This window comes from Rhodanobacter sp. C01 (assembly GCF_002001045.1).
Lineage (GTDB): Bacteria > Pseudomonadota > Gammaproteobacteria > Xanthomonadales > Rhodanobacteraceae > Rhodanobacter.
Genome location: NZ_MUNR01000014.1, coordinates 736,421 through 756,945, shown reverse-complemented (window position 1 = coordinate 756,945; position 20,525 = coordinate 736,421). Strand labels below are relative to the sequence as shown.

The window sequence follows — 20,525 nt, the reverse complement described above, 5'->3', positions numbered from 1 at the left end:
CGGGCAAGGCTCGCTGTTGCAGGGCGTAGCGCAGGAAGCAACCGATGAAACGCAGCCGCAAGGTAATGAGCTGGATGGTGGGCACGCTGCTGGTACTGATCGTCGTCGTGGTCATCGTCATCGCCACCTTCGACTGGAACCGGCTCAAGCCCTATCTCAATGAAAAAGTCAGCCAGGCCATCGGCCGACCTTTCGCGATCAATGGCGACCTGAGCGTGGCATGGCAGCGCGAGCCGGCCGATGGCGGACTGGCTGCACTGGTGCCATGGCCCGAGTTCACCGCGCGCGATATCCAAATATCAAATCCGTCCTGGGCAGATCAGCCGCAGTTCGCGCATCTGGATGGGTTGCGCTTTCGTTTGTCGCCGCTGGGGCTGCTCGCCCATCGCATCAGTATTCCATCACTGCAACTGATGCAGCCGAGCATCGACCTCGAACGCAACAAGCAGGGACAGGCCACATGGGACTTCAGTCTGCCGCAGAGCAGTGCGCCGTCGGTGTGGGTGCTTGATCTCGGGGCGATCGGTTTCGATCGCGGCCAGATCGCGCTGGATGACGCCACCAGCAAGGTGAAACTCCAGCTCAGTGTCGAACCGTTGCAACAGGCGATCCCGTACGACCAGATTGTGGTGCAGGAGTCCGCCGATGCCCGTGCGCAGGCCGACAAGACGGCGGGTCCGGCCGCAGGAAAAGCCGTGGCCCGTGCTGAAAACAACGATACGAGCAACGCAAACAGCGCCATTGCCAGCAAGACCAGTTACCAGTTCGCCTGGAAGGCTGATGGCACTTATCAGGGCGTACCGACCAGCGGCAGCGGTCGAATCGGTGCAGTGCTGGCCTTGCAGCAGAACGGCGAGCCATTTCCGGTGCAGGCCCGGTTGCGCATCGGCGACAGCCATATCGCCCTGGTCGGCACACTGACCGATCCGACGCATCTGGCGGCACTCGACCTCAAGCTGTGGTTCGCCGGCTCCAGCATGGCCAAGCTGTATCCGATCATCGGCGTTACCCTGCCGGACACCCCGCCGTATGCCACGGAGGGACGACTCAAGGCCGAGCTCCACCGCAACGGCATTCACTTCAGCTACCAGCACTTCCGTGGCCGTGTCGGCGGCAGCGACCTGGCTGGGGATCTCGATTACACCACCGGTGGCACGCGGCCGAAGTTGAGCGGCACGGTGAAATCGCAACTGCTGCAATTTGCCGATCTGGCCCCACTGATCGGAGCCGACTCCAGCGCCGAAAAGCAGCAACGCGGTGACGCCACCGCGCAACCTGCCGACAAGGTGCTGCCAGTCGAGCCCTTCCGCACCGATCGCTGGGAGGCGATGGATGCGGACGTGCAGTTCAGCGCTGTACGCATCGTGCATGGACCGAGTCTGCCGATCGAGTCGTTGAATACCCATCTGGTCATGACTGGCGGCCTGCTGCAGCTGGACCCACTGAACTTCGGGCTGGCCGGCGGCAGCATCAGCAGCCACATCCGCCTGGATGGCGGCAAGTCGCCGATGCAGGGCACGCTGAAACTGAGCGCACGTCATCTCAAGCTCAAGCAGCTGTTTCCGGAATTCGCGCCGATGCAGACCAGCTTCGGCGAAATCAATGGCGACACCGATCTCCGCGTACGCGGCAACTCGGTGGCCGCGCTGTTGGCCCATGCCAATGGCGAACTGAAGCTGCTGATGAATGACGGTGCGATCAGCAAGACCCTGCTGGAAACCGCCGGCCTCAACGTCGGCAACATCGTCATCGGCAAACTGTTCGGCGACAAGACAGTGAAGATCAACTGTGCCGCTTCGGACCTGATTGCCACCGACGGCCTGTTCGATGCGCGACTGTTCGTGTTCGATACGGAAGATGCCACCATCAATGTCAGTGGCACCGCGAACATGGCCAGCGAACAGCTCAACCTCGATGTCACGCCGCACACCAAGGGTTTCCGCATCTTCTCGCTGCGCTCACCGCTATACGTCAAGGGTACGCTGAAAAACCCCGACGTCGGCGTGCAGAAGGGGCCGTTGTTGATTCGCGGTGCCGGTGCGGTCGCGCTTGGTGTGGTTGCTGCGCCCGCAGCTGCCCTGCTCGCACTGGTCGCGCCCAGTCACGACAACACGAATGCAAACACCTGCAGCACCGTGCTGGAGCAGATGCGCACGCCGGCCAGGGCCGTGCCTACCGGCAGGAAATCACGTTAAAGCACCGTTGAGCAAAGGGTCATGACAGTGTCACTGCATGCGCCTAGCTTCAGTGATCCCGATCCTCCTGTGGATCGGGATCACCTTTGATGAAGGAGCTTTCCATGAGCGACCAGCACGAAATTCATCATCACCATCATGAAGCCGCCAAGCACCTCGACGAGGCCGCCAAACACCATCGCGCAGCAGCCGAACATGCCGAGGCAGGCAATCACGACAAGGCCAGCCACCATGCGCATCTGGCACACGGCCACAAGCTGCACGCGATCGAGCATGCCGAACACGCTGCAAAGAAGCATGCGCACAAGCACGACGTACACTGATTGAGCGACTCCCGCTGGACCCGGTGCGCCCAGCCCGGGCGCATCGTTGGCTTGCCTGCATCGAAGAAATCACACCAAGCGGCCACAGCCCGAGCGGGACAATGCTGCGCTGACAGTTAGAATGTCCGCTGTCACGTCGAAAGAATCCCGCCAATGCCACCGATCACGAAGGCCCGCCTGCAGATTCACTTCTGCGTATTGCTGTGGGGCTTCACCGCGATCCTCGGCAAACTGATCACGTTGCCGGCGTTGCCGCTGGTGTGGTGGCGCATGTTGCTGGTGGTGGCCGCGCTGTTGCTGATGCCGAAGGTCTGGCGCGGCTTGCGCGCAATGCCGGCCCGACTGATCTGGGCGTACGCGGGCATTGGCGTGCTGGTGTCGCTGCACTGGCTGACTTTCTATGCGGCGATCAAGTTGTCGAACGCCTCGGTCGGCGCGACCTGCATTGCACTGGGGCCGGTGTTCCTGGCCTTCATCGAACCGTGGATCGCCAAACGCAAGTTCGACCCGCGCGAGCTGATGATCGGCGTGGCCGTAGTGCCGGGCGTAATGATGGTGGTCGGCGGCGTGCCGCACGGTATGCGGCTGGGTATCGCGGTAGGTGTGCTGTCGGCGCTGTTCGTGGCATTGTTCGGCTCGCTCAACAAGCGGCTGGTCGAGCACGGCGATCCGTTGACGGTGACCTGCATCGAGCTGGGCACCGGCACGCTCTTCCTCACCGCGCTGGCACCACTGCTGCCGCACACCGGGCCGGCCTTCGTGCTGCCGGACCTGCACGATGCACTGCTGCTGCTCGCGCTGTCGTTCGGCTGCACGTTGCTACCTTTCACGCTGGCGCTGGTGGCGCTGCGCCACATGAGCGCGTTCGGCACGCAAATGGTGACGAATCTGGAGCCGGTCTACGCGATCGTGCTGGCGATCGTGCTGCTTGGCGAGCAGCACGAACTGGATCACTGGTTTTACGCCGGCGTGGCGGTGATTCTCGCGGCGGTGTTCGCACATCCACTGCTGAATCGTACGCAGCGCGGCACGAAGCAGCCCGAACTGCTCGGCACCACCGAAAGCCACAGCATCGTCGACTGACCACGGCCGAATGGCTTACTCGCCGGCGAGTCGCCCGCGCAGATGGTCGATAAAGCTGCGCACTTTCGCCGGCGGCTGCCGTCCCGGATAAACCGCATGGATGCCGCCCTCGGGCAACCGGTATTGCGCCAGCAACACCACCAGCCGGCCGGCAAGAATGTCTTCCTCGGCCAGGTAATCCGGCAGCACCGCCACGCCGGCACCAGCCAGCACCATCGCACGTACCGCAGCGGCATTGTTGGCCTGGGCCACCGGCCTCATGCGCACGGTACGCCGGGTGCCACCGCTACTCACGAAGGTCCAGCGCAGCGGCGTGGCCAGCACGGACATCGCAATCCAGCCATGCGCCGCCAGTTGCTCCGGGCGGCGTGGCGTACCGTGAATAGCCAGATACGTCGGCGTAGCCACCACCATCTGGCGGAAACTGCCCAAACGAGTGGCATGCAGGCTGGAGTCGCGCAGCCAGCCCACGCGTATCGCCAGGTCGAAGCGCTCGGCTATCAGGTCGTTGATCCGGTCGCCGATCACCAGATCGACCTGCACCTGCGGATGCAGCTGGCAGAAACTCGCCAGTGCCGGCGCCACCACCGCCATGCCGTAGTCGGTCGAGGTGGTGAGGCGCAAGGTGCCACTGGGCGTATCGCGATTGCCGCCGACCCGCGCGATCGCCGCCTCGGCTTCGGCGAGCAGGCGCACGCAATCGGCATGGAAGACCGTGCCAGCCTCGGTCAACGACATGCGCCGGGTACTGCGCAGCAGCAGCGTGGTGCCCAGTTCCTGTTCCAGCCGGGCCAGATGCTGGCTGACCATCGCCTTGGTCAGCCCCAGCTGCTCGGCCGCCGCGGTGAACGAGCCGGCGCGCACCAGCGCCACGAACACCGTCAGCCGATTGAGATTGACTTCATTCGCCACAGGCTCACCACTGTCAACTATGGATTTACAGTGAATTATGCATTGGGCGGTTTATCAAACCAATCGTGACGCGCATGCTTTGCTCCATCAGCCGCCGACTATCCATTGCGCGGCACCTACCGGAGCCACCCATGAAAATCGCATTGTTCGGCGCCACCGGCCATCTCGGCCAGGGCATCCTCCATGAAGCATTGTCACGCGGTTATGACGTCGTCGCCGTGGTGCGCGACCCGAGCCGCCTCACCCAGCGCAACGACAAGCTGAAGGTCGTCACCGGCGATGTCGCCCAGCCAGCTACCTGGCTCGACGCCGTGCGCGGCGTGGATGCCGTGGTGACCAGCCTGTCCGCGCGTCGCGACGGCAACCCCGACAGCGTGCCTGCGAATGCCGGCGTGTTGCTGAACAACCTGCCGAAGGCCGGTGTGAAGCGCCTGTTGTGGGTCGGCGGTGCCGGCTCGCTGGAAGTGGCGCCGGGCGTCAAGGTGCTCGACGACCCGCACTTCCCCGACGCCTGGAAGCCGGAAGCGAAGGCTCAGGGCCAGGCGCTCGACGTGTTCCGCGACAGCCAGGCCGACGTGGACTGGACCTATGTCAGCCCGGCCGCCCTGATCGAGGACGGCGAGCGCAGCGGCAAGTACCGCGTCGGCGGCGACCAGTTGCTGGTCGATGGCAACGGCGTCAGCCGCATCACCGTTCCCGACTACGCGGCTGCCCTGCTCGATCGCATCGAGAAGCACGACGCGTTGCGCCAGCGCATCACCGTCGCCTACTGAGCGAACCTGCAGGTCATTCAGGTAACTGCGCAGGATCGACAGCATGGGTTCCAGCCCGGCGCCGCTGCGCCTGTCCGCCAGCGGCGCCGGGTTCTTGCCGGATCAATGACCGCAGCAGGACGTCTGCAACTGCACCGGCGGGCACGGCACGGTGCCGTAGGAGCAGAACACGCAGCAGTCACCGGGTTTGGGCCGCAGCAGTTGGCCACACCCTGCGCAGTCGTAAAAGAACTGGCAGGCATTGGTTGGCATCGTCTCGTTGACCTGATGGCCGCAATGCGGACAGGTCAACGTACTCTGCAGGATCATTTCAGTGGCCATGCTGCGTGCCCCCGTTATCGGTGCTGGTATTGCGAGTGGAATCCTTGACGGTCGGCCTGGCGGACATCTGCATGCCCTGCATGTCCGCCGCACCATGCGCATCAACCTCGCCATGGTCACTGGCTTCATCCATATCTTCGTCCGGCGGTGCCCTGGCCACGATGTCCTTGTACTGCGCTGGTGAGAGATCGGGCAACTTCTGCAGGAACGCGACCATGCTCCAGATGGTGGCATCGTCGTGACTGCCGCCCCATGCCGGCATCGCGCTCATCTTGATGCCGTGCTTGATCACCCAGAACGCTTCGCGCGGATCGGATCGGAGCTTCGACAGTTCAGGCGGTTGCGGATACAACCCCGGCCGGATTTCGGAATCGGCCATGCCCGGTGCCAGATGGCAGCCGGTGCACATCGCTGCGTACTGGCCCGCGCCCTTGAGGATCAAGTGCGGATCGTCGAGGTTCGGCACCGTGAGGCCTTTCGAGCGCCACTCGATCGAGCGTTCCCGCAGTGTCTGCATCAGCGCATAGACCGGCCGCGTGTGGTGATCGTCGGCACCGATGTTGTAGATGCCGGAGTAAACGAACGCGCCGACGCCGACGATGCCGATGACAGCCAGGGCCGCCGTGGTCGTGATGATGGTGGTGAAGTGTTTCATGGGCTGTCCTCAGAACCAGATATGCACGCCAGCAACGAATTGCCGATCCATCGACGGCTGGCCATCCAGCCGTGCGTCATCGGCTGCCGCGCCATAGCGATGTAGCCACACGATGCCGATGTAGGGCGCAAACTGCCGATTGACTTCGTAGCGCAGGCGCAGACCAAGCTGGGTATCGGAGAGGCCGCTGCCGACATGGCTGGCCGGATCGTCGCTGCCATAGAGGTTGAGTTCGACCTCCGGCTGCAGGATCAGCCGCTGCGTGAACAGCAGTTCGTACTCCGCGCGGAAGCGTGCGGCGGTACGGCCTGATGGTCCAAGGTAGCCGGTCGCCTCCAGCTCGAACCAGTACGGCGCCAGCCCCTGGATGCCGAAGGCGGCCCACGAGCGATGCGGGCCTTCGCCCACGTCCTGCCGCACGCCGAGCTGGATGTTCCAGAACGCGGCGACAGCATGGCTCCACAACGCCTCGACCTGGCCTTCTTCGATGTGGCCATGCTCAGCATCACCCTCACTACGCAGCCACAGCTTGTCGCTGTCATCGCCGTACCAGCCTTCCACCTCCCACGCCTGGCCGCTGGTGTAACGGCCGTCGGTGAGCTCGAGCTGGTCGATCTTCAACATGCCCAGCGGCTGGTGGTCGAGCATGTCCATGCCCGGCATGTTGCCGCGGACGATGCCATCGGAATAATCCGGGCTGCGCGTATCTTTTGTTGCGGTGGTGCTGGCGTGATCCATGCCCGGCATCGCGGCATGCTCCGTCGCCGGCTTCGTGTCCTGCTCCGTCTCCGGCTTCACCCCATGGCTCATGCCTGGCATGGCCATCTGGTCCATCGGCATCGGCGGATTCGCCGGCGTATCGGCACTTTGCGCCGTCGCAACCAGCGGCCATGCCAGTGACAGGCTGGCTGCCAGCAGCAGGCGACGCCAGCGAAGAGAAGTGGGTGACTGACTGCGCATGCTCATGACACCACCACCTCGCGCATCATGCCCGCCTCCATGTGATAGAGCATGTGACAGTGATACGCCCAGCGCCCCGGCGCGTTGGCGGTCACCGCATAACTGATGCGCTGGGCTGGCTGCACGTTAATGGTGTGCTTGCGTACCTGGAATTCACCGTCGGCATTCTCCAGCTCGCTCCACATGCCGTGCAGGTGGATCGGGTGATTCATCATGGTGTCGTTGACCAGCACGATGCGTAGCCGCTCGCCGGTGTTGAAATGCACAGGTTTGGCATCGGAGAACTTCACTCCGTCGAACGACCACATGTAGCGTTCCATGTTGCCGGTCAGATGCAGCTCGATTTCACGCCCGGGTTCACGCGTATCGATCGAGCCACCGATCGTGTGAAGGTCGGCATAGGTCAGCACACGCCGGCCGTTGTCGCGCAGGCCGACGCCGGGATCGTCGAGATTCGTGCGCGGCGTGTTCACGCGCATGTCGACAGCAGGGCCCACTTCCGTGCGCGCATGGCGCACCACCGGTGCTGCACCCATGTCCATGCCGGCCATGCCCGCCATGTCATCGTGATCCATGCCGGCCATGTCATGCGACACATGCGCGCTACCCATATCGCCCATCATGTCCTGCATCCCGAGCCGGACACGTGCATCCATCGCTGGCACCGCAGCCTGCATGCCCGGCCGCGGCGCCAGCGTGCCGCGTGCATAGCCGCTGCGGTCGATCGACTGGGCGAACAGCGTGTAGGCACGTTCGTCCTGTGGCTCCACGATGACGTCATAGGTCTCGGCGACCGCCATGCGGAATTCGTCGATCGTCACTGGCTCCACGTCCTGGCCATCCGCGCTGATCACGGTCATCTTCAGGCCCGGAATGCGCACGTCGAAGATCGTCGCCGCCGAGCCATTGATGAAGCGCAGGCGGATCTTCTCGCCGGCGCGGAATATCCCGGTCCAGTTGCCGGCCGGCGCGATGCCGTTCATCAGATAGGTATAGGTACCGCCCGACACGTCGCTCAGGTCGGTCGGATTCATGCGCATCGTGTTCCACATGCGCCGCTGCGCCAGCGCCGGCGAGAGTCCCTCGCGATGCACGTCGCGCATGAAATCGGCGACGGTGGGTCGGGCCCGGTTGTAGTAGTCGCTCTGCTTTTTCAGCTTCGCGTAGACATGCTCGGGGTTTTCATCGGTCCAGTCATTGAGCATCACCACGTAGTCGCGATCGGCGGGATGACGCTCGGGACCGTCCGGCTCGACCACCAGCGCACCGTAGAGTCCGGTCTGCTCCTGGAAACCCGAGTGCGAGTGATACCAGTAGGTGCCGGACTGGCGCAGGGTGAACCGGTAGACGAAGGTCTCGCCCGGCGCGATGCCGGGAAAACTGATCCCCGGCACACCGTCCATCTGGAACGGCAGCACGATGCCGTGCCAGTGAATCGAGGTGGGCACGCGCAACCGGTTGGTGACGCGCAGCGTGACGGTCGAGCCCTGGCGCATGCGCAGCACCGGGCCCGGCACGCTGCCGTTCACCGTGGTGGCGAGCCGCGGCGCGCCGGTGTAGTTCACCGGCGCCTCGATCACGTCGAGGGAAAAATCGGTGCCGCCCGACACGGTCGGTTGGCCGGCGCTGGTCAGCGCCCAGACCGGCGACGAGCGCCACAGCCCGATGCCGGCAAACGCGCCGCCCAGCGCCAGACCTTGTACAAAGCGACGGCGGGAGTAGTTCGGCAGCGTGTCTGCCGAGGGCTGAACAGGTTTCATGGTGCAGCTCCACACAGCGTGCCCCGGCAAGGCCGGAGTCGGTCATGGCCGCCGTCGCGCGGCAGCAAACGGCCATGGCCGGAGCGCGCGACGGATCAGGTCAGTTCGGAGATCCGGACCAGCGGAGGTCGCAATGGTGGTGCATGCGCGAGCTTGGGCGCGATCACCCGAAGTGAGGCGACGTGCAAGACAGCAGGCGCCACGGCAGAAAGGAGCGTCATCGCCATGACCGGCAACACCGTGCTGCATGTCGCTGCACAGTGACAGGTATTCATGGTGCCGTGATCTGCATGGTCTTGACCGTCGCAACACTCGGACTTGACCGGCATGGCGTGATGCATGCCATCGGACATATGGGCCTGATGTGCGGCGTGGCCAGCAGCAGGCGCCATATCCGGCATTCCACCCGGTGCCGCATGCACCGGCGCCATCGCCAGCATCAGCCACGCCAGCCATGCCATCACTCGCAGGTGCGGCAAGCGTACGAGATGGCGCAGTGTGCGGGGCATTGGCACAGCTTAGGTGCTGCGCTGTCCTGCCTCAACTCTGGACCTGTATCCATCAGGCTTTCCGCCAGTCACGAAAGCCATGCAACGGGAAGCAGACACCTGCCCGTCTATACTTGGCCACCCTGCCCGCCGTGACCGCCATGAATTATCGCCACGCCTACCACGCCGGCAACTTCGCCGATGTCCTGAAGCACACCGTGCTGCTCGCGCTGATCGAGGCGATGCAGGCCAAGCCGACGCCGTTCTGCTACATCGACACGCATGCCGGCAGTGGCAGCTACGCACTGGACGGTTTCGAGGCAAAGAAGACCGGCGAGCACAAGGACGGCATCACGCGCCTGCATCCGGCCGAAAAGGTGCCGCCGCTGCTGCAACGCTGGCGCAGCCTGATCCTCTCCGGCGAAGGCAACGAGCAGGGCCTGAAATACTACCCCGGCTCGCCGTTGCAGGTCGCTCGCCTGCTGCGCCCGGACGACAGAGCACAGCTGTGCGAACTGCATACGGACGAAGCCGCCAAGCTGCGCGAACTGCTGCATCGCGACCCGCGCATGCATGTGCACCAGCGCGATGGCTACGAGGCTTTGAAGGCCCTCGTACCGCCGAAGGAAAAGCGCGGCCTGGTGCTGATCGATCCGCCGTACGAAGCGCAGGAAGCGGAATACAAGCAGATCGAGAAGGCACTGAAGGAAGCGTTGCTGCGCTGGCCCACCGGTGTCTACGCCGTGTGGTATCCGATCAAGCTGCGCAGCCAGGTGCAGCCCTTCCTGCGCGGCCTGCAACGCAGCAGTGCAAAGCGCGTGCTGCGTGCCGAACTGCTGGTGCACCCGGACGATTCACCGCTGCGCCTCAACGGCTCCGGCATGGTGATCCTCAACGCGCCCTGGAACCTCGACGACGTGCTGCGCGAACCGCTGCGTGCACTGGCCAGCCTGCTGTCGCAGGAGCGCCCAGCCGAATGGAAACTGGACTGGCTGCTGCAGGAAGGTGCCGAGCCTGCTGCGCCCAGCCCGCTGCCGCCGTCGCGTCTGGCGGCGGCACGGCCACCGTTGCGCGGCGGTCCGGTGCGCAACGGTGGCCCGACTCGCAAGCGCTGAAACACCTCGACGCGTAAGCTGCCCATGCAGCTTGTTGTAACGTAATCAACCGTTCATTGCCGTTTCCGTTCAAGCCGTTATCGTTGCAGTTGCCCATTGGAGTCCAACCATGTCCGTCGCTGCCCGCTCCCTTCGCCACCTGTCCACTCCGCTGCTTGCGCTGGCCCTGGCTGCCTGCGCACCGGCGCCGATCTACCAGAACGTACCGAACGCCGTCGTCGTCGTGCCGTCCCAGGTGGCACAGTCACCCGAGCGCTATACCGGCAATGCGGTGATCTGGGGTGGCCGCATCGTGCAGGTGCAGAATTACGCCGATCACAGCGAGGTCGAATTGCTGGCCTATCCGCTGGATTCCTCGCAGCGACCACAAGCGGGCGACAACGGTGGCGGCCGCTTCATCGTGGTAATGCCTGGTTACGTGGAACCGCTCAGCTATCCGCCAGGCGCGCTGATGACGGTCAGCGGCAAGCTCAACGGCAGCCGCGCCGGCAAGGTCGGCGAAGCCGACTATGTATTCCCATTGGTCGTTGCCGCGCAGTCGCACGTATGGACGCCCGCGGAAATGGAAAAGGGCCGCAGCAACATCCACTTCGGTGTCGGCGTCGGAGTCGGCATCCGCTGAAGCCTGGTCGCAAAATTATGCGGCAACGCTAAACTGCGGGATCAACTCCAGGGATCGACGCCGCATGTCTGGTCACGCCAACTCGCTGAAGCCGATCCTGCTCGCCCTCGGCGCGAACTTCGCCATCTTCGTAGCCAAGCTGTTCGCAGCCATCATCACCGGTTCCGGCGCGATGATGGCCGAAGCGGTGCATTCGCTGGCGGACTGCGGCAACCAGGGCCTGCTGCTGCTCGGCATGCGCCAGGCGAAGCGGCCACCGTCGGAGGAATTCCCGCTCGGCTGGGGGCGCGCGCTGTACTTCTGGTCGTTCTTGGTCGCGATCCTGCTGTTCAGCGTCGGCGGCATGTTCTCGGTCTACGAGGGCATCCACAAGCTCACGCATCCCGAGCCGCTGAAGTGGCCGTGGCTGGCACTCGGCGTGCTGGTGTTCGGCATCGTCGCCGAAAGCTTCTCGATGCACGGCTGCCTGCAGGAAGTGAACCAGGCGCGCGGCACGCAAAGCCTGTGGACGTGGTTCCGCGAGACGCGCTCCAGCGAACTGCTGGTGATCTTCGGCGAGGACCTGGCCGCCCTCATCGGCCTGTGCCTGGCCGCGCTGGCGATCGGCGCCACCATGCTCACCGGCAACCTGATGTTCGACGCGCTCGGCACCATCGCGATCGGCGTGCTGCTGGTGGTGGTCGCCGTGCTGGTGGCGATCGAGGTGAAGGCCCTGCTGATCGGCCAGGGCGTCGAACCACGCCGCCGCACCGAACTACTCGACTTCCTCAACAGCCGCCCGGAAGTCGCCGAGGTCCTGAACCTGATCACCCTGCAGATGGGTCCCGACGTAATGGTGGCGGTGAAGGCGCGCATGCAGCCGGCCACCAGCGACCGCACCCTGATCGACGCGATCAACACCGTCGAAGCGGCGATGAAGGCCAAGTTCGATGACGTGCGCTGGAGCTTTTTCGAGCCAGACATCACGAACTGATTGGCCATGCGTATTTTCGACCGACCGCGTCGAAAGGACGCGATGGCATGTCTGTATTGGATATCTTCGCTTGTACCTCGCTGCCCCACCCACTTGAGACTACCTGATGATCCGAACAGCTCGTATGCATCGCCTGTCGTGCTGGGCCCTGGTGGCATGCACAGGATTCGCCCTTGCCACCGTATCGCGAGTGACGCTTGCGGCTGTCGACCACATCGAAGTCCTCGATCGCAAGCCCTACCAGGGGGGCAAGGTATTTCCCGGAGTGGGCGCTTACGAAACGATCCACGGACGCGCGTGGTTCAAGCTCGATCCGGACAACAAGGCGAACGCCCGCATCGTCGATCTCAAGTACGCGCCACGCGACAGCGAAGGGCAGGTCGAGTTCTCCACGGAATTCGTGCTGCTGCGACCGACCAAGGCCGTCGATTCCACTCTGCTCTACGACGTCAACAACCGCGGTGGCCAGATTTCCGGGATGTTGAATTTCGCGATCGACCCGACCAGGACGCCTCCCTTCGTCGATACCGGGTTCCTCCAGCGCAACGGCTTCACGGTGCTTGCCTCCGCCTGGCAATGGGACGTCAAGCCCGAAGGACCGGACGACCATCCGCTGGTGTTCACCCCACCCATCGCCACCGATCATGGCCGCGCGATCACCGGAAAGGTGGCGAACGAATTTACCGTGGACAAGCCGTCAGACACGGCATCCTTCACCGGCATCGACGGGCGCGCCTATCCCCTCGCGATCAAGGATGATCCTCTGGCGGCATTGACCGTCAGAGCGCGGCCCGACGATCCGCGTGTTCCGGTGCAGCGCAGCCTGTGGAGTTTTGTACCGGCGACGGACGGCCAGGCATCTACCCAACTGCGCATGCATGATGGATTCAAGCCGGGCCTGATCTACGAACTCACCTACACCGCGCGCGATCCGTATGTCGTCGCTGCAGGCGTAGCCGGCATCCGTGATCTGCTGTCCTGGTTCCGGGCCCATCCGTTCGAGGGTGCCCCCGCTCGCAAACGCGTGCTGCTGTTCGGAGCCAGCCAGACGGGGCGATTGATCGAGCAGATGCTCTACGACGGCTTCGATCTCGACGAGCAGCAGAAGCTCGTCTTCGATGGCGCGCTCAGTCTCGTGGGCGGCAGTGGCCGAGGCAGCTTCAATCACCGCTTCGCCTTTCCGACGCGCGCTGCCAGCCTGGTGCTGGATCGGGACTATCCGACGGACCTGTTCCCGTTCACCACGGCAGAAGAGCACGACCGCGTGACGGGACAAACCGGCTCCCTGCTGGCACGCGCGCGCGACGCGAAAGGAAGGAGTCCAAAGCTCTTCTTCGTCAACAAGTCCACCGAGTTCTGGGGACGATCGGCATCGCTGCTGCAGACGCTGCCCGATGGCAGCACCGATGTGGCAACAGACCCGAATACACGCCTCTACCTGTTCACCGGCATGCAGCACCTGCTGACACCCGATCCCATGCGGGGCAATACGGTCAACTGTTCCGATCCGATTGACGACCTGCCCAGCCTGCGGGCTCTGCTCATTGATCTGGATCGCTGGGTGCGCGGCGAGGGCATGCCACCTGCGAGCGCGTATCCCACGCTGGCCAGCGGCACCCTGGTATCGGTGGCGCAATACAGGCAGATGTTCCCCAAAGGCATCGGCCTGGCTGCCCCGGACAATCCCTTCGCGCCTGATCGCATGGACTTCGGCCTCCGGTTCGCCGCCCAAGGTCTCATCGACCGACTGCCCCCAACCCACGGTCAGCCATATACGGTTCTGGTACCGGCTCCGGACAAGGACGGCACCGATTTGGCCGGCCTGCGACCCGTCGCCGTGCAAGTCCCCCTCGGCACATATACGGGCTGGAATCAGCAGAGCGACGCTTCCGGCTTCGGCTGGGCGCTCGACCGGTTCGAGGGTTCGTTCCAGCCCTTTGCACGCACGGAAGCCGAACGCAAGTCAGCGGGGGATCCGCGCCCGTCCCTGGAGGCCCGGTATGCATCGCGCGCCGCATTCATCGAGCAGACGCGATCGGCAGCCAACAAGGCCGTCGCAGCGCATGAGCTGTTGCCGGAAGACGTCGATGATGTCGTCGCGATGCAGGCTGCATTCCACGATCGCATCATGGCCCACTCGCCAGCCGACCTGAGTTGCAAATACCTGTGGCCTGATTTCCACCCTTGAAGCTTGATGCGCAAATCAAATTAAGCTGCTTTCCGTGTCCCTGTCGCAGCATCTGTGCCGCAGACTGTCCAAGGCAAGCGAGGTACGCGCATGAAAACATCCGCCACGATCCTTGCCAGCCTGCTGTACGCAGGACTCGCTCTTGCGCAAACCTCCGTGCCTGCACCGGATGCGCTCGCGCAGCGCCTGGCCGCCACCGAGAAACGCGTGGCCGACTGGGCGGAACTGTCGCGTTACCGCGACGACAACGCCCGGCTTCCCGCACCGAAGCGCGGCGAGACGCGCGTGGTCTTCATAGGCGATTCGATCACCGATTTCTGGGGACGCGGCACCGGGGTGTTCTTTCCCGGCAAGCTCTATGTCAACCGCGGCATCAGCGGGCAGACCACGCCGCAGATGCTGGTTCGTTTCCGCGCCGACGTCATCGGTCTGAAACCCCGCGTGGTGGTGATCCTCGCTGGCACCAACGACCTCGCCGGCAATACCGGCCCGTCCACACTCGGCATGATCGAGGACAATCTTGCTTCGATGGCCGAGCTGGCCCGCGCCAACGGCATCAAGGTCGTGCTCGCCTCGGTCACGCCAGTGAACAACTATGTCGACGCCGGCATGACGACGGGGCGGCCGCCGCAGAAGATTGTCGAGCTCAACGCGTGGATCAAGTCCTATGCGCAGCGCGAGCGCTTCGTCTACCTGGATTATTACGATGCGTTGCTCGACAACCGCCACGCACTGAAGAAGGATCTGTCAGCCGACGGGTTGCATCCGAATGCCGCCGGCTATGCGGTAATGGCACCGCTGGCACAGCAGGCCATCGAACAAGCCCTGAAACCCTAGTCGCAACCCGTATGAGGGCGACACGCCGGCCTCATTCACTCTGAGGGCTGACGCTTCAGCTGCAACAGATCCCACGCATTGCCGTACAGATCCTCGAACACCGCCACCGTGCCGTAGGCTTCCTCGCGCGGCTCCTCGCGGAAATTCACGCCAGCGGCGCGCATGCGATGCCAGTCGCGCTGGAAATCATCGGTGTGCAGGAACAGAAAGACGCGGCCACCCGCTTGATGGCCGATCTGTGCAACCTGCTCCGCCCCTTTCGCCTGGGCCAGCAGCAGGCGGGTTTCGCGCGAACCGGGTGGTGCCAGCAGCACCCAGCGCTTGCCGCCGCCCATGTCGGTGTCCTCGATCACGTCGAAGTGCAAGGTCCGCGTATACCAGGCGATCGCCTCGTCGTAATCGGCAACCAGCAGCGCCAGCGCGCCGATATGCTGTTTCATTTCCTGGCCACCTTCAGTGTCGGTATCGGGTTCAATGTCGCCTGCAACTTCCTGGTCAGTTTCGCGCGCACCAGTACGTACGCATCGAGGATGAGCGCCGCCAGCTCATCCGTACCGAACCGCTGCGGCTCGGTGACCGAGATCCAGCGCGAACGTGCCAGATAGGGGGCCGCGATGATGCCGGGCTGATCGGTCAATTCCAGAAAGCGCTCGTCCGCGACCTTGAACGAGAGCCGCCCACCCTCGCTGCCATCCGACGGTGTCACCACGAACATCTTGCCGCCGACGCTGAACACCAGGTCCGCGCCCCATTTGATGTCCCGCGTCACGCCAGGCCACTTGCCGCACAGCGCTTCCAGCTGGATGGCAGTGAGGCCGCCGGCCCGCTTGCTGGTCATTGCCTGATGCTCCATCGGAAACCTATGCCCATTGTGCAGTCCACGGCAAAACCTGTCTGCGCCCTGTCGGTCTTGCCGTTATGCAGCACGAAGGCATTAGACAGCAGGTATCAAGCCTGCTGAGCCTTGGCACCACGCGAAAGCGCCCGTCATTGCAAATTCATGTTGCGTTGCACACAATACGCAAAAGTATGGAGCTGCCATGATACCTGCCATCGACTTCTCGGCCCCCGACCGGTTTGCACCGCTGCCGCCACGCAGCAGCGAGCGCTTTGCCCGCCCCCGTGTGGCGCTGTCCAGCGAGGGCGAACGAGTGCGTACCCATGACGGCCGCGAGCTTGTATTGCGTGCGATCGAGCCGGGCGATGTAGCGGCAATGCAGCGCTGCTTCACCCGGCTGTCGCCGGAGGACATCCGCCGCCGCTTCCTGCATGCCATGTCCGAACTGCCGGCACCGATGGCGCAGCGGTTGTGCCGTATCGACCCGACACTTGAAACCGCCTTTGTGCTGATGGATGAATCGGTCAAGCCGGCGGAGATGCGCGGCGTGGGCCGGATCTTTGTCGACGAAGCCACCGACAGTGCCGAGTTCTCGGTGCTGGTGGAGCAGGACTGGAGCCGCCTCGGCCTTGGCGCATTGCTGATGCAGCGACTGGTCGACGACAGCCGTCGCCGCGGCCTGTATGAGCTGTGGGGCTACGTGCTGCTGGAAAACCGCCCGATGCTGGAGCTGTGCAAGGAGCTGGGCTTCAAGCAGCGCCTGATCCCGGATGAGCCGGGTACGGCGCAGATCACGTTGAAGCTCTGATCGCACCCTCAGCACACGATGAAGACAGCCCCGGCATGCCGGGGCTGTCGCGTTACACTTGCCCGCTTTCCCCGGCGCGGCTCGATGACGGCGCCATGAACCTGCGCCCCCTATGTCCAGCCTGATCAAGCATCCGCCCCTTCCCAGCACCCCCAAGCAACGCCGTTACTGGACGCCGCCCCACGGCTCCGCACGGGCGCTGCTGATTGCCGAGGCGGCACGCACGCACGACGGCCTGCTGGTGGCGGTGACCCGCGACACCCAGCGCGCGCAGGCACTGGAAGCCGAGCTGAAGATCTACGCCGGCGGCCTGCCGGTGCTGCATTTCCCGGACTGGGAAACCCTGCCCTACGACGTGTTCAGCCCGCATCCGGAGATCGTCTCGCAGCGCATCGCCACGCTGTACCAGCTGCCGAGCGTGAAGCGCGGCGTGCTGGTGGTGCCGGTGGCCACGCTGATGCAACGCATCGCGCCGCGCACGCACATCACCGGCTCCGGCCTGGTGCTGGCCAAGCGCCAGAAGCTGGATCTGCTTGCCGAACAGCGCCGGCTGGAAGCCTCCGGCTACCGCAACGTGCCGCAGGTGGCCGAGCCGGGCGACTTCGCGGTACGTGGCGCGCTGCTCGACATCTTCCCGATGGGTACGGCCGAGCCGTATCGCATCGAGCTGTTCGACGACGAAGTGGACTCGATCCGCAGCTTCGATCCGGAAACCCAGCGTTCGCAGCAACAGGTGGAGAAGATCGAGCTGCTGCCCGCACGCGAGTTCCCGCTCACCGACGAGGCGGCGAAGGAATTCCGCGGCAACCTGCGCGAACGCTTCCCGATCGACGTGCGCCGCTGCCCGCTGTACCAGGACATGAAGGAAGGCGTCACGCCCGGCGGCATCGAGTACTACCTGCCGCTGTTCTTCCACGAGACCGCCACGCTGTTCAACTACCTCGCCGACGACGCGCTGTTCGTGCTTGGCGAAGGCGCGGGCGACGCCGCCGACCAGTTCTGGACGCAGACCGCCGAGCGCTACGACCAGCGCGCGCACGACATCGAACGCCCGGTGCTGCCGCCGGCCGAACTCTATCTGCCGCCGGAACAATTGCGCGAACGCCTCAACAAGCGACTGCGCGTGGAAGTGGTCGACAGCGGCCATGAGCATGCCGTCGCCAGCGGCACCCAGCCCGCGCCGGAGCTGCCGCTCAACCGCAAGGGTGAGGAGCCGGGCACGTCGCTCAGGCACTTCCTCGCCAGCTATCCGGGCCGCGTGCTGATCGCCGCGGATTCGGCCGGACGGCGCGAGGCGCTGATCGAAACGCTGGCGGCGGCGGGATTGAAGCCGCAGAACGTGGAGGGTTGGCAGGCCTTCCTGCAGCCGCAACCTCCTGTAGGAGCGGCTTCAGCCGCGACCGGCATCGGCAACAGAAGCATCGCGGCTGAAGCCGCTCCTACAACCGCTCCTACAGGTGCACCGCGCTTCGCCATCACCATCGCCAGCCTGGAACAGGGCTTCGCACTCACCGCGCCGGCGATCACCGTACTCACCGAGCGCGAGCTGTACGGCGAACGCGTGCGCAGCGAGCGCGACCGCAAGCGCCGCCGTGGCACTGCGCGCGATCCGGAAGCGATCATCCGCGATCTCACCGAGCTCACCCTCGGTGCACCAATCGTGCACGTCGATCACGGCGTGGGCCGCTACCAGGGCCTGCTCTCGATGGACGTCGGCGGCATGGATGGCGAGTTCCTCACCATCGAGTACGCCAAGGGCGACAAGCTGTACGTGCCGGTGGCGCAACTCGGCCTGGTCAGCCGCTACTCCGGCACCGCGCCGGAGCTGGCGCCGCTGCATTCGCTGGGCGGCGACGCGTGGGAGCGCGCGCGCAAGAAGGCCGCGGAAAAAGTGCGCGACGTCGCCGCCGAACTGCTGGCGATCTATGCGCAGCGGCAGGCGCGTGGCGGCGAGTCAATGCCGATCGACCGCCAGCTGGTGGAAGAATTCGGCAGCACCTTCCCGTTCGAGGAAACCCCCGACCAGGAAACCGCGATCGAGGCCGTGCTTGCCGACCTGGCCGCACCGCGCGCAATGGATCGTGTGATCTGCGGCGACGTCGGCTTCGGCAAGACCGAGGTCGCACTGCGCGCCGCATTCGCCACCGCCACCGCGGGCAAGCAGGTCGCCGTGCTGGTGCCGACCACCCTGCTCGCCCAGCAGCATTACCGCAACTTCGCCGACCGTTTCGCCGACTGGCCGGTGCGCGTGGACGTGCTGTCGCGCTTCAAGTCGACCAAGGAAGTGAACGAGGCGCTGAAGCGCCTCGCCGACGGCCAGATCGACGTGATCGTGGGCACGCACAAACTGCTGCAGCCGGACATCAAGTTCAAGAATCTCGGCCTGGTGATCGTCGACGAGGAACAGCGCTTCGGCGTGCGCCAGAAGGAGCAGCTGAAAAAGCTGCGCGCCGAAGTCGACCTGCTGACCATGACCGCCACGCCGATCCCGCGCACCTTGAACATGGCGATGGCCGGCCTGCGCGATCTCTCGCTGATCGCCACGCCACCGGCACATCGTTCGGCCGTGCGCACCTTCATCTCGGCGTGGGACCCGGCGACGATCCGCGAGGCGCTGCAACGCGAGCTGTCACGCGGCGGCCAGGTGTATTTTCTGCACAACGAAGTGCAGAGCATCGAGCGCACCGTGCGTGAACTCGAGGAACTGGTCCCCGAGGCGCGCATCCGCATTGCCCACGGCCAGATGCCCGAACGCGAACTGGAAGGCGTGATGGCCGACTTCCACCGCCAGCGCTTCAATGTGCTGGTATGCACCACGATCATCGAAACCGGTATCGACATCCCCAGCGCCAACACCATCATCATCAACCGCGCCGACCGTTTCGGCCTGGCCCAGCTGCATCAGCTGCGCGGCCGCGTCGGCCGCTCGCATCACCGCGCCTATGCCTATCTCGTCGTGCCCGACCGCAAGTCGATCACCGCCGACGCGCAGAAGCGGCTGGAAGCACTCGCGTCGCTGGAAGAGCTCGGCGCCGGCTTCACTCTCGCCACGCACGACCTGGAAATCCGCGGCGCAGGCGAGCTGCTCGGCGACGAACAATCCGGCCAGATCCAGGAGATCGGTTTCGGCCTGTACACCGAGCTGCTCGACCGCGCCGTGCGTGCGCTGAAGTCCGGCAAGATCCCCGACTTCGACCTCAGCAGCGAACACGAAACCGAAGTCGAACTGCACCTGCCCGCGCTGATCCCCGACGACTACCTCGGCGATGTTCATGCGCGCCTGACACTGTACAAGCGCATCGCGAGCGCGCGCAGCGAAGACGACTTGCGCGACCTGCAGGTGGAAATGATCGATAGATTTGGCCTGCTTCCGGAGAGTGCCAAGCAACTGTTCGCCGTGGCCAGTCTGAAACTGATGGCCACCCCGCTCGGCATCCGCAAACTCGACTTCGGCGCCAACGGCGGCCGCATCGTGTTCCGCGAGAAACCCGACGTCGACCCCATGCTGATCATCAAGCTGATCCAGCAGCTGCCACGCGTCTACAAGCTCGATGGCCAGGACAAGCTGAAAATCACACTTGACCTGCCCGGCGCCACCGAACGCATCCGCAGCGCGCAGGAAGTGTTGATCCTACTGGGCGCACGCCGACTGGGCTGATGACATATGTAGGAGC

18 protein-coding genes and 1 pseudogene are annotated in these 20,525 nt (G+C 64.4%); 11 read left to right on the top strand and 8 right to left on the bottom strand.

Features of this window, described 5'->3' with window-relative positions; all coding sequences use genetic code 11:
* Positions 1 to 44: 44 nt before the first annotated feature.
* The 3 genes from B0E50_RS17625 (at position 45) to B0E50_RS17615 (ending at position 3,601) form a co-directional block, all read left to right on the top strand.
* Entirely contained in the window at positions 45 to 2,195 is a 2,151-nt protein-coding gene (locus B0E50_RS17625; protein WP_077442589.1) for an AsmA family protein, read from the top strand.
* Between the two features lie 104 nt (positions 2,196 to 2,299).
* On the top strand, positions 2,300 to 2,518 hold the full coding sequence (locus B0E50_RS17620; protein ID WP_077442687.1) for a hypothetical protein: 219 nt from the start codon (positions 2,300 to 2,302) through the stop codon (positions 2,516 to 2,518).
* 153 nt (positions 2,519 to 2,671) lie between these two features.
* Entirely contained in the window at positions 2,672 to 3,601 is a 930-nt protein-coding gene (locus tag B0E50_RS17615; RefSeq protein ID WP_077442588.1) for a DMT family transporter, read from the top strand.
* 15 nt (positions 3,602 to 3,616) lie between these two features.
* Here the strand turns inward: B0E50_RS17615 and B0E50_RS17610 are convergent, their stop codons facing one another.
* Positions 3,617 to 4,513 (bottom strand): LysR family transcriptional regulator, encoded by an 897-nt coding sequence (locus B0E50_RS17610; RefSeq protein WP_077442587.1) that lies wholly within the window; start codon positions 4,511 to 4,513, stop codon positions 3,617 to 3,619.
* 131 nt (positions 4,514 to 4,644) lie between these two features.
* Here B0E50_RS17610 and B0E50_RS17605 point away from each other — a divergent pair, with 131 nt between their 5' ends.
* The gene (locus B0E50_RS17605; RefSeq protein WP_077442586.1) at positions 4,645 to 5,286 is read left to right on the top strand and encodes an NAD(P)-dependent oxidoreductase; all 642 of its coding nucleotides are present in this window, start codon (positions 4,645 to 4,647) and stop codon (positions 5,284 to 5,286) included.
* A 102-nt stretch (positions 5,287 to 5,388) separates the two neighbouring features.
* Here the strand turns inward: B0E50_RS17605 and B0E50_RS18300 are convergent, their stop codons facing one another.
* The 5 genes and pseudogenes from B0E50_RS18300 to B0E50_RS17580 all read right to left on the bottom strand — a co-directional run bounded on the left by B0E50_RS18300 (position 5,389) and on the right by B0E50_RS17580 (position 9,491).
* Positions 5,389 to 5,607, bottom strand: a complete 219-nt coding sequence (locus tag B0E50_RS18300) for a GDCCVxC domain-containing (seleno)protein (protein WP_077442585.1) — start codon at positions 5,605 to 5,607, stop codon at positions 5,389 to 5,391.
* Positions 5,608 to 5,668: 61 nt separating this feature from the next.
* Positions 5,669 to 6,262 (bottom strand): annotated as a pseudogene (locus B0E50_RS17595) (cytochrome c); the annotation flags it as partial.
* A 9-nt stretch (positions 6,263 to 6,271) separates the two neighbouring features.
* A complete protein-coding gene (locus B0E50_RS17590; protein ID WP_254427334.1) occupies positions 6,272 to 7,228 on the bottom strand; it encodes a copper resistance protein B in 957 nt (318 codons plus the stop codon).
* Positions 7,225 to 8,982: a copper resistance system multicopper oxidase gene (locus tag B0E50_RS17585; protein ID WP_077442583.1), complete on the bottom strand. Its 1,758-nt coding sequence runs from the start codon at positions 8,980 to 8,982 to the stop codon at positions 7,225 to 7,227. The genes B0E50_RS17590 and B0E50_RS17585 overlap by 4 nt, the downstream gene beginning before the upstream one ends.
* A 95-nt stretch (positions 8,983 to 9,077) precedes the next feature.
* Positions 9,078 to 9,491, bottom strand: a complete 414-nt coding sequence (locus B0E50_RS17580; RefSeq protein WP_077442582.1) for a hypothetical protein — start codon at positions 9,489 to 9,491, stop codon at positions 9,078 to 9,080.
* A 140-nt stretch (positions 9,492 to 9,631) separates the two neighbouring features.
* Between B0E50_RS17580 and rlmJ the strand changes: the two genes are divergently transcribed.
* From rlmJ to B0E50_RS17555, 5 genes are all read left to right on the top strand, one after another.
* Positions 9,632 to 10,585 (top strand): 23S rRNA (adenine(2030)-N(6))-methyltransferase RlmJ, encoded by a 954-nt coding sequence (gene rlmJ / locus B0E50_RS17575; protein ID WP_077442685.1) that lies wholly within the window; start codon positions 9,632 to 9,634, stop codon positions 10,583 to 10,585.
* Between the two features lie 109 nt (positions 10,586 to 10,694).
* Positions 10,695 to 11,207, top strand: a complete 513-nt coding sequence (locus B0E50_RS17570; protein ID WP_077442581.1) for a Slp family lipoprotein — start codon at positions 10,695 to 10,697, stop codon at positions 11,205 to 11,207.
* A 64-nt stretch (positions 11,208 to 11,271) separates the two neighbouring features.
* Positions 11,272 to 12,180 (top strand): cation transporter, encoded by a 909-nt coding sequence (locus B0E50_RS17565; protein WP_077442580.1) that lies wholly within the window; start codon positions 11,272 to 11,274, stop codon positions 12,178 to 12,180.
* A gap of 400 nt (positions 12,181 to 12,580) precedes the next feature.
* On the top strand, positions 12,581 to 14,368 hold the full coding sequence (locus B0E50_RS17560) for an alpha/beta hydrolase domain-containing protein (RefSeq protein WP_139350923.1): 1,788 nt from the start codon (positions 12,581 to 12,583) through the stop codon (positions 14,366 to 14,368).
* Between the two features lie 90 nt (positions 14,369 to 14,458).
* Entirely contained in the window at positions 14,459 to 15,205 is a 747-nt protein-coding gene (locus B0E50_RS17555; protein ID WP_077442578.1) for an SGNH/GDSL hydrolase family protein, read from the top strand.
* Positions 15,206 to 15,240: 35 nt separating this feature from the next.
* Here the strand turns inward: B0E50_RS17555 and B0E50_RS17550 are convergent, their stop codons facing one another.
* On the bottom strand, positions 15,241 to 15,645 hold the full coding sequence (locus tag B0E50_RS17550) for a VOC family protein (RefSeq protein WP_077442577.1): 405 nt from the start codon (positions 15,643 to 15,645) through the stop codon (positions 15,241 to 15,243).
* Entirely contained in the window at positions 15,642 to 16,043 is a 402-nt protein-coding gene (locus B0E50_RS17545; protein WP_077442576.1) for an MmcQ/YjbR family DNA-binding protein, read from the bottom strand. The genes B0E50_RS17550 and B0E50_RS17545 overlap by 4 nt, the downstream gene beginning before the upstream one ends.
* 202 nt (positions 16,044 to 16,245) lie before the next feature.
* On the opposite strand from B0E50_RS17545, the gene B0E50_RS17540 reads away from it, so the two are divergent.
* Complete coding sequence (locus B0E50_RS17540; RefSeq protein ID WP_077442575.1) at positions 16,246 to 16,851, top strand: GNAT family N-acetyltransferase; 606 nt, start codon at positions 16,246 to 16,248, stop codon at positions 16,849 to 16,851.
* Positions 16,852 to 16,963: 112 nt separating this feature from the next.
* Positions 16,964 to 20,509, top strand: coding sequence for a transcription-repair coupling factor (gene mfd, locus B0E50_RS17535; RefSeq protein WP_077442574.1), 3,546 nt, complete (start codon positions 16,964 to 16,966; stop codon positions 20,507 to 20,509).
* Positions 20,510 to 20,525: the final 16 nt, after the last annotated feature.

What these genes read in the sequence shown, in the direction of transcription:
- B0E50_RS17620 (WP_077442687.1), top strand. Translation starts at nt 2,300, where the DNA reads ATGAGCGACCAGCACGAAATTCATCATCACCATCATGAAGCCGCCAAG.
- B0E50_RS17605 (WP_077442586.1), top strand. Translation starts at nt 4,645, where the DNA reads ATGAAAATCGCATTGTTCGGCGCCACCGGCCATCTCGGCCAGGGCATC.
- rlmJ (WP_077442685.1), top strand. Translation starts at nt 9,632, where the DNA reads ATGAATTATCGCCACGCCTACCACGCCGGCAACTTCGCCGATGTCCTG.
- B0E50_RS17555 (WP_077442578.1), top strand. Translation starts at nt 14,459, where the DNA reads ATGAAAACATCCGCCACGATCCTTGCCAGCCTGCTGTACGCAGGACTC.
- B0E50_RS17615 (WP_077442588.1), top strand. Translation starts at nt 2,672, where the DNA reads ATGCCACCGATCACGAAGGCCCGCCTGCAGATTCACTTCTGCGTATTG.
- B0E50_RS17580 (WP_077442582.1), bottom strand. Translation starts at nt 9,491, where the DNA reads ATGCCCCGCACACTGCGCCATCTCGTACGCTTGCCGCACCTGCGAGTG.
- B0E50_RS17540 (WP_077442575.1), top strand. Translation starts at nt 16,246, where the DNA reads ATGATACCTGCCATCGACTTCTCGGCCCCCGACCGGTTTGCACCGCTG.
- mfd (WP_077442574.1), top strand. Translation starts at nt 16,964, where the DNA reads ATGTCCAGCCTGATCAAGCATCCGCCCCTTCCCAGCACCCCCAAGCAA.
- B0E50_RS17585 (WP_077442583.1), bottom strand. Translation starts at nt 8,982, where the DNA reads ATGAAACCTGTTCAGCCCTCGGCAGACACGCTGCCGAACTACTCCCGC.
- B0E50_RS17550 (WP_077442577.1), bottom strand. Translation starts at nt 15,645, where the DNA reads ATGAAACAGCATATCGGCGCGCTGGCGCTGCTGGTTGCCGATTACGAC.
- B0E50_RS17565 (WP_077442580.1), top strand. Translation starts at nt 11,272, where the DNA reads ATGTCTGGTCACGCCAACTCGCTGAAGCCGATCCTGCTCGCCCTCGGC.
- B0E50_RS17545 (WP_077442576.1), bottom strand. Translation starts at nt 16,043, where the DNA reads ATGACCAGCAAGCGGGCCGGCGGCCTCACTGCCATCCAGCTGGAAGCG.
- B0E50_RS17590 (WP_254427334.1), bottom strand. Translation starts at nt 7,228, where the DNA reads ATGAGCATGCGCAGTCAGTCACCCACTTCTCTTCGCTGGCGTCGCCTG.
- B0E50_RS17625 (WP_077442589.1), top strand. Translation starts at nt 45, where the DNA reads ATGAAACGCAGCCGCAAGGTAATGAGCTGGATGGTGGGCACGCTGCTG.
- B0E50_RS18300 (WP_077442585.1), bottom strand. Translation starts at nt 5,607, where the DNA reads ATGGCCACTGAAATGATCCTGCAGAGTACGTTGACCTGTCCGCATTGC.
- B0E50_RS17570 (WP_077442581.1), top strand. Translation starts at nt 10,695, where the DNA reads ATGTCCGTCGCTGCCCGCTCCCTTCGCCACCTGTCCACTCCGCTGCTT.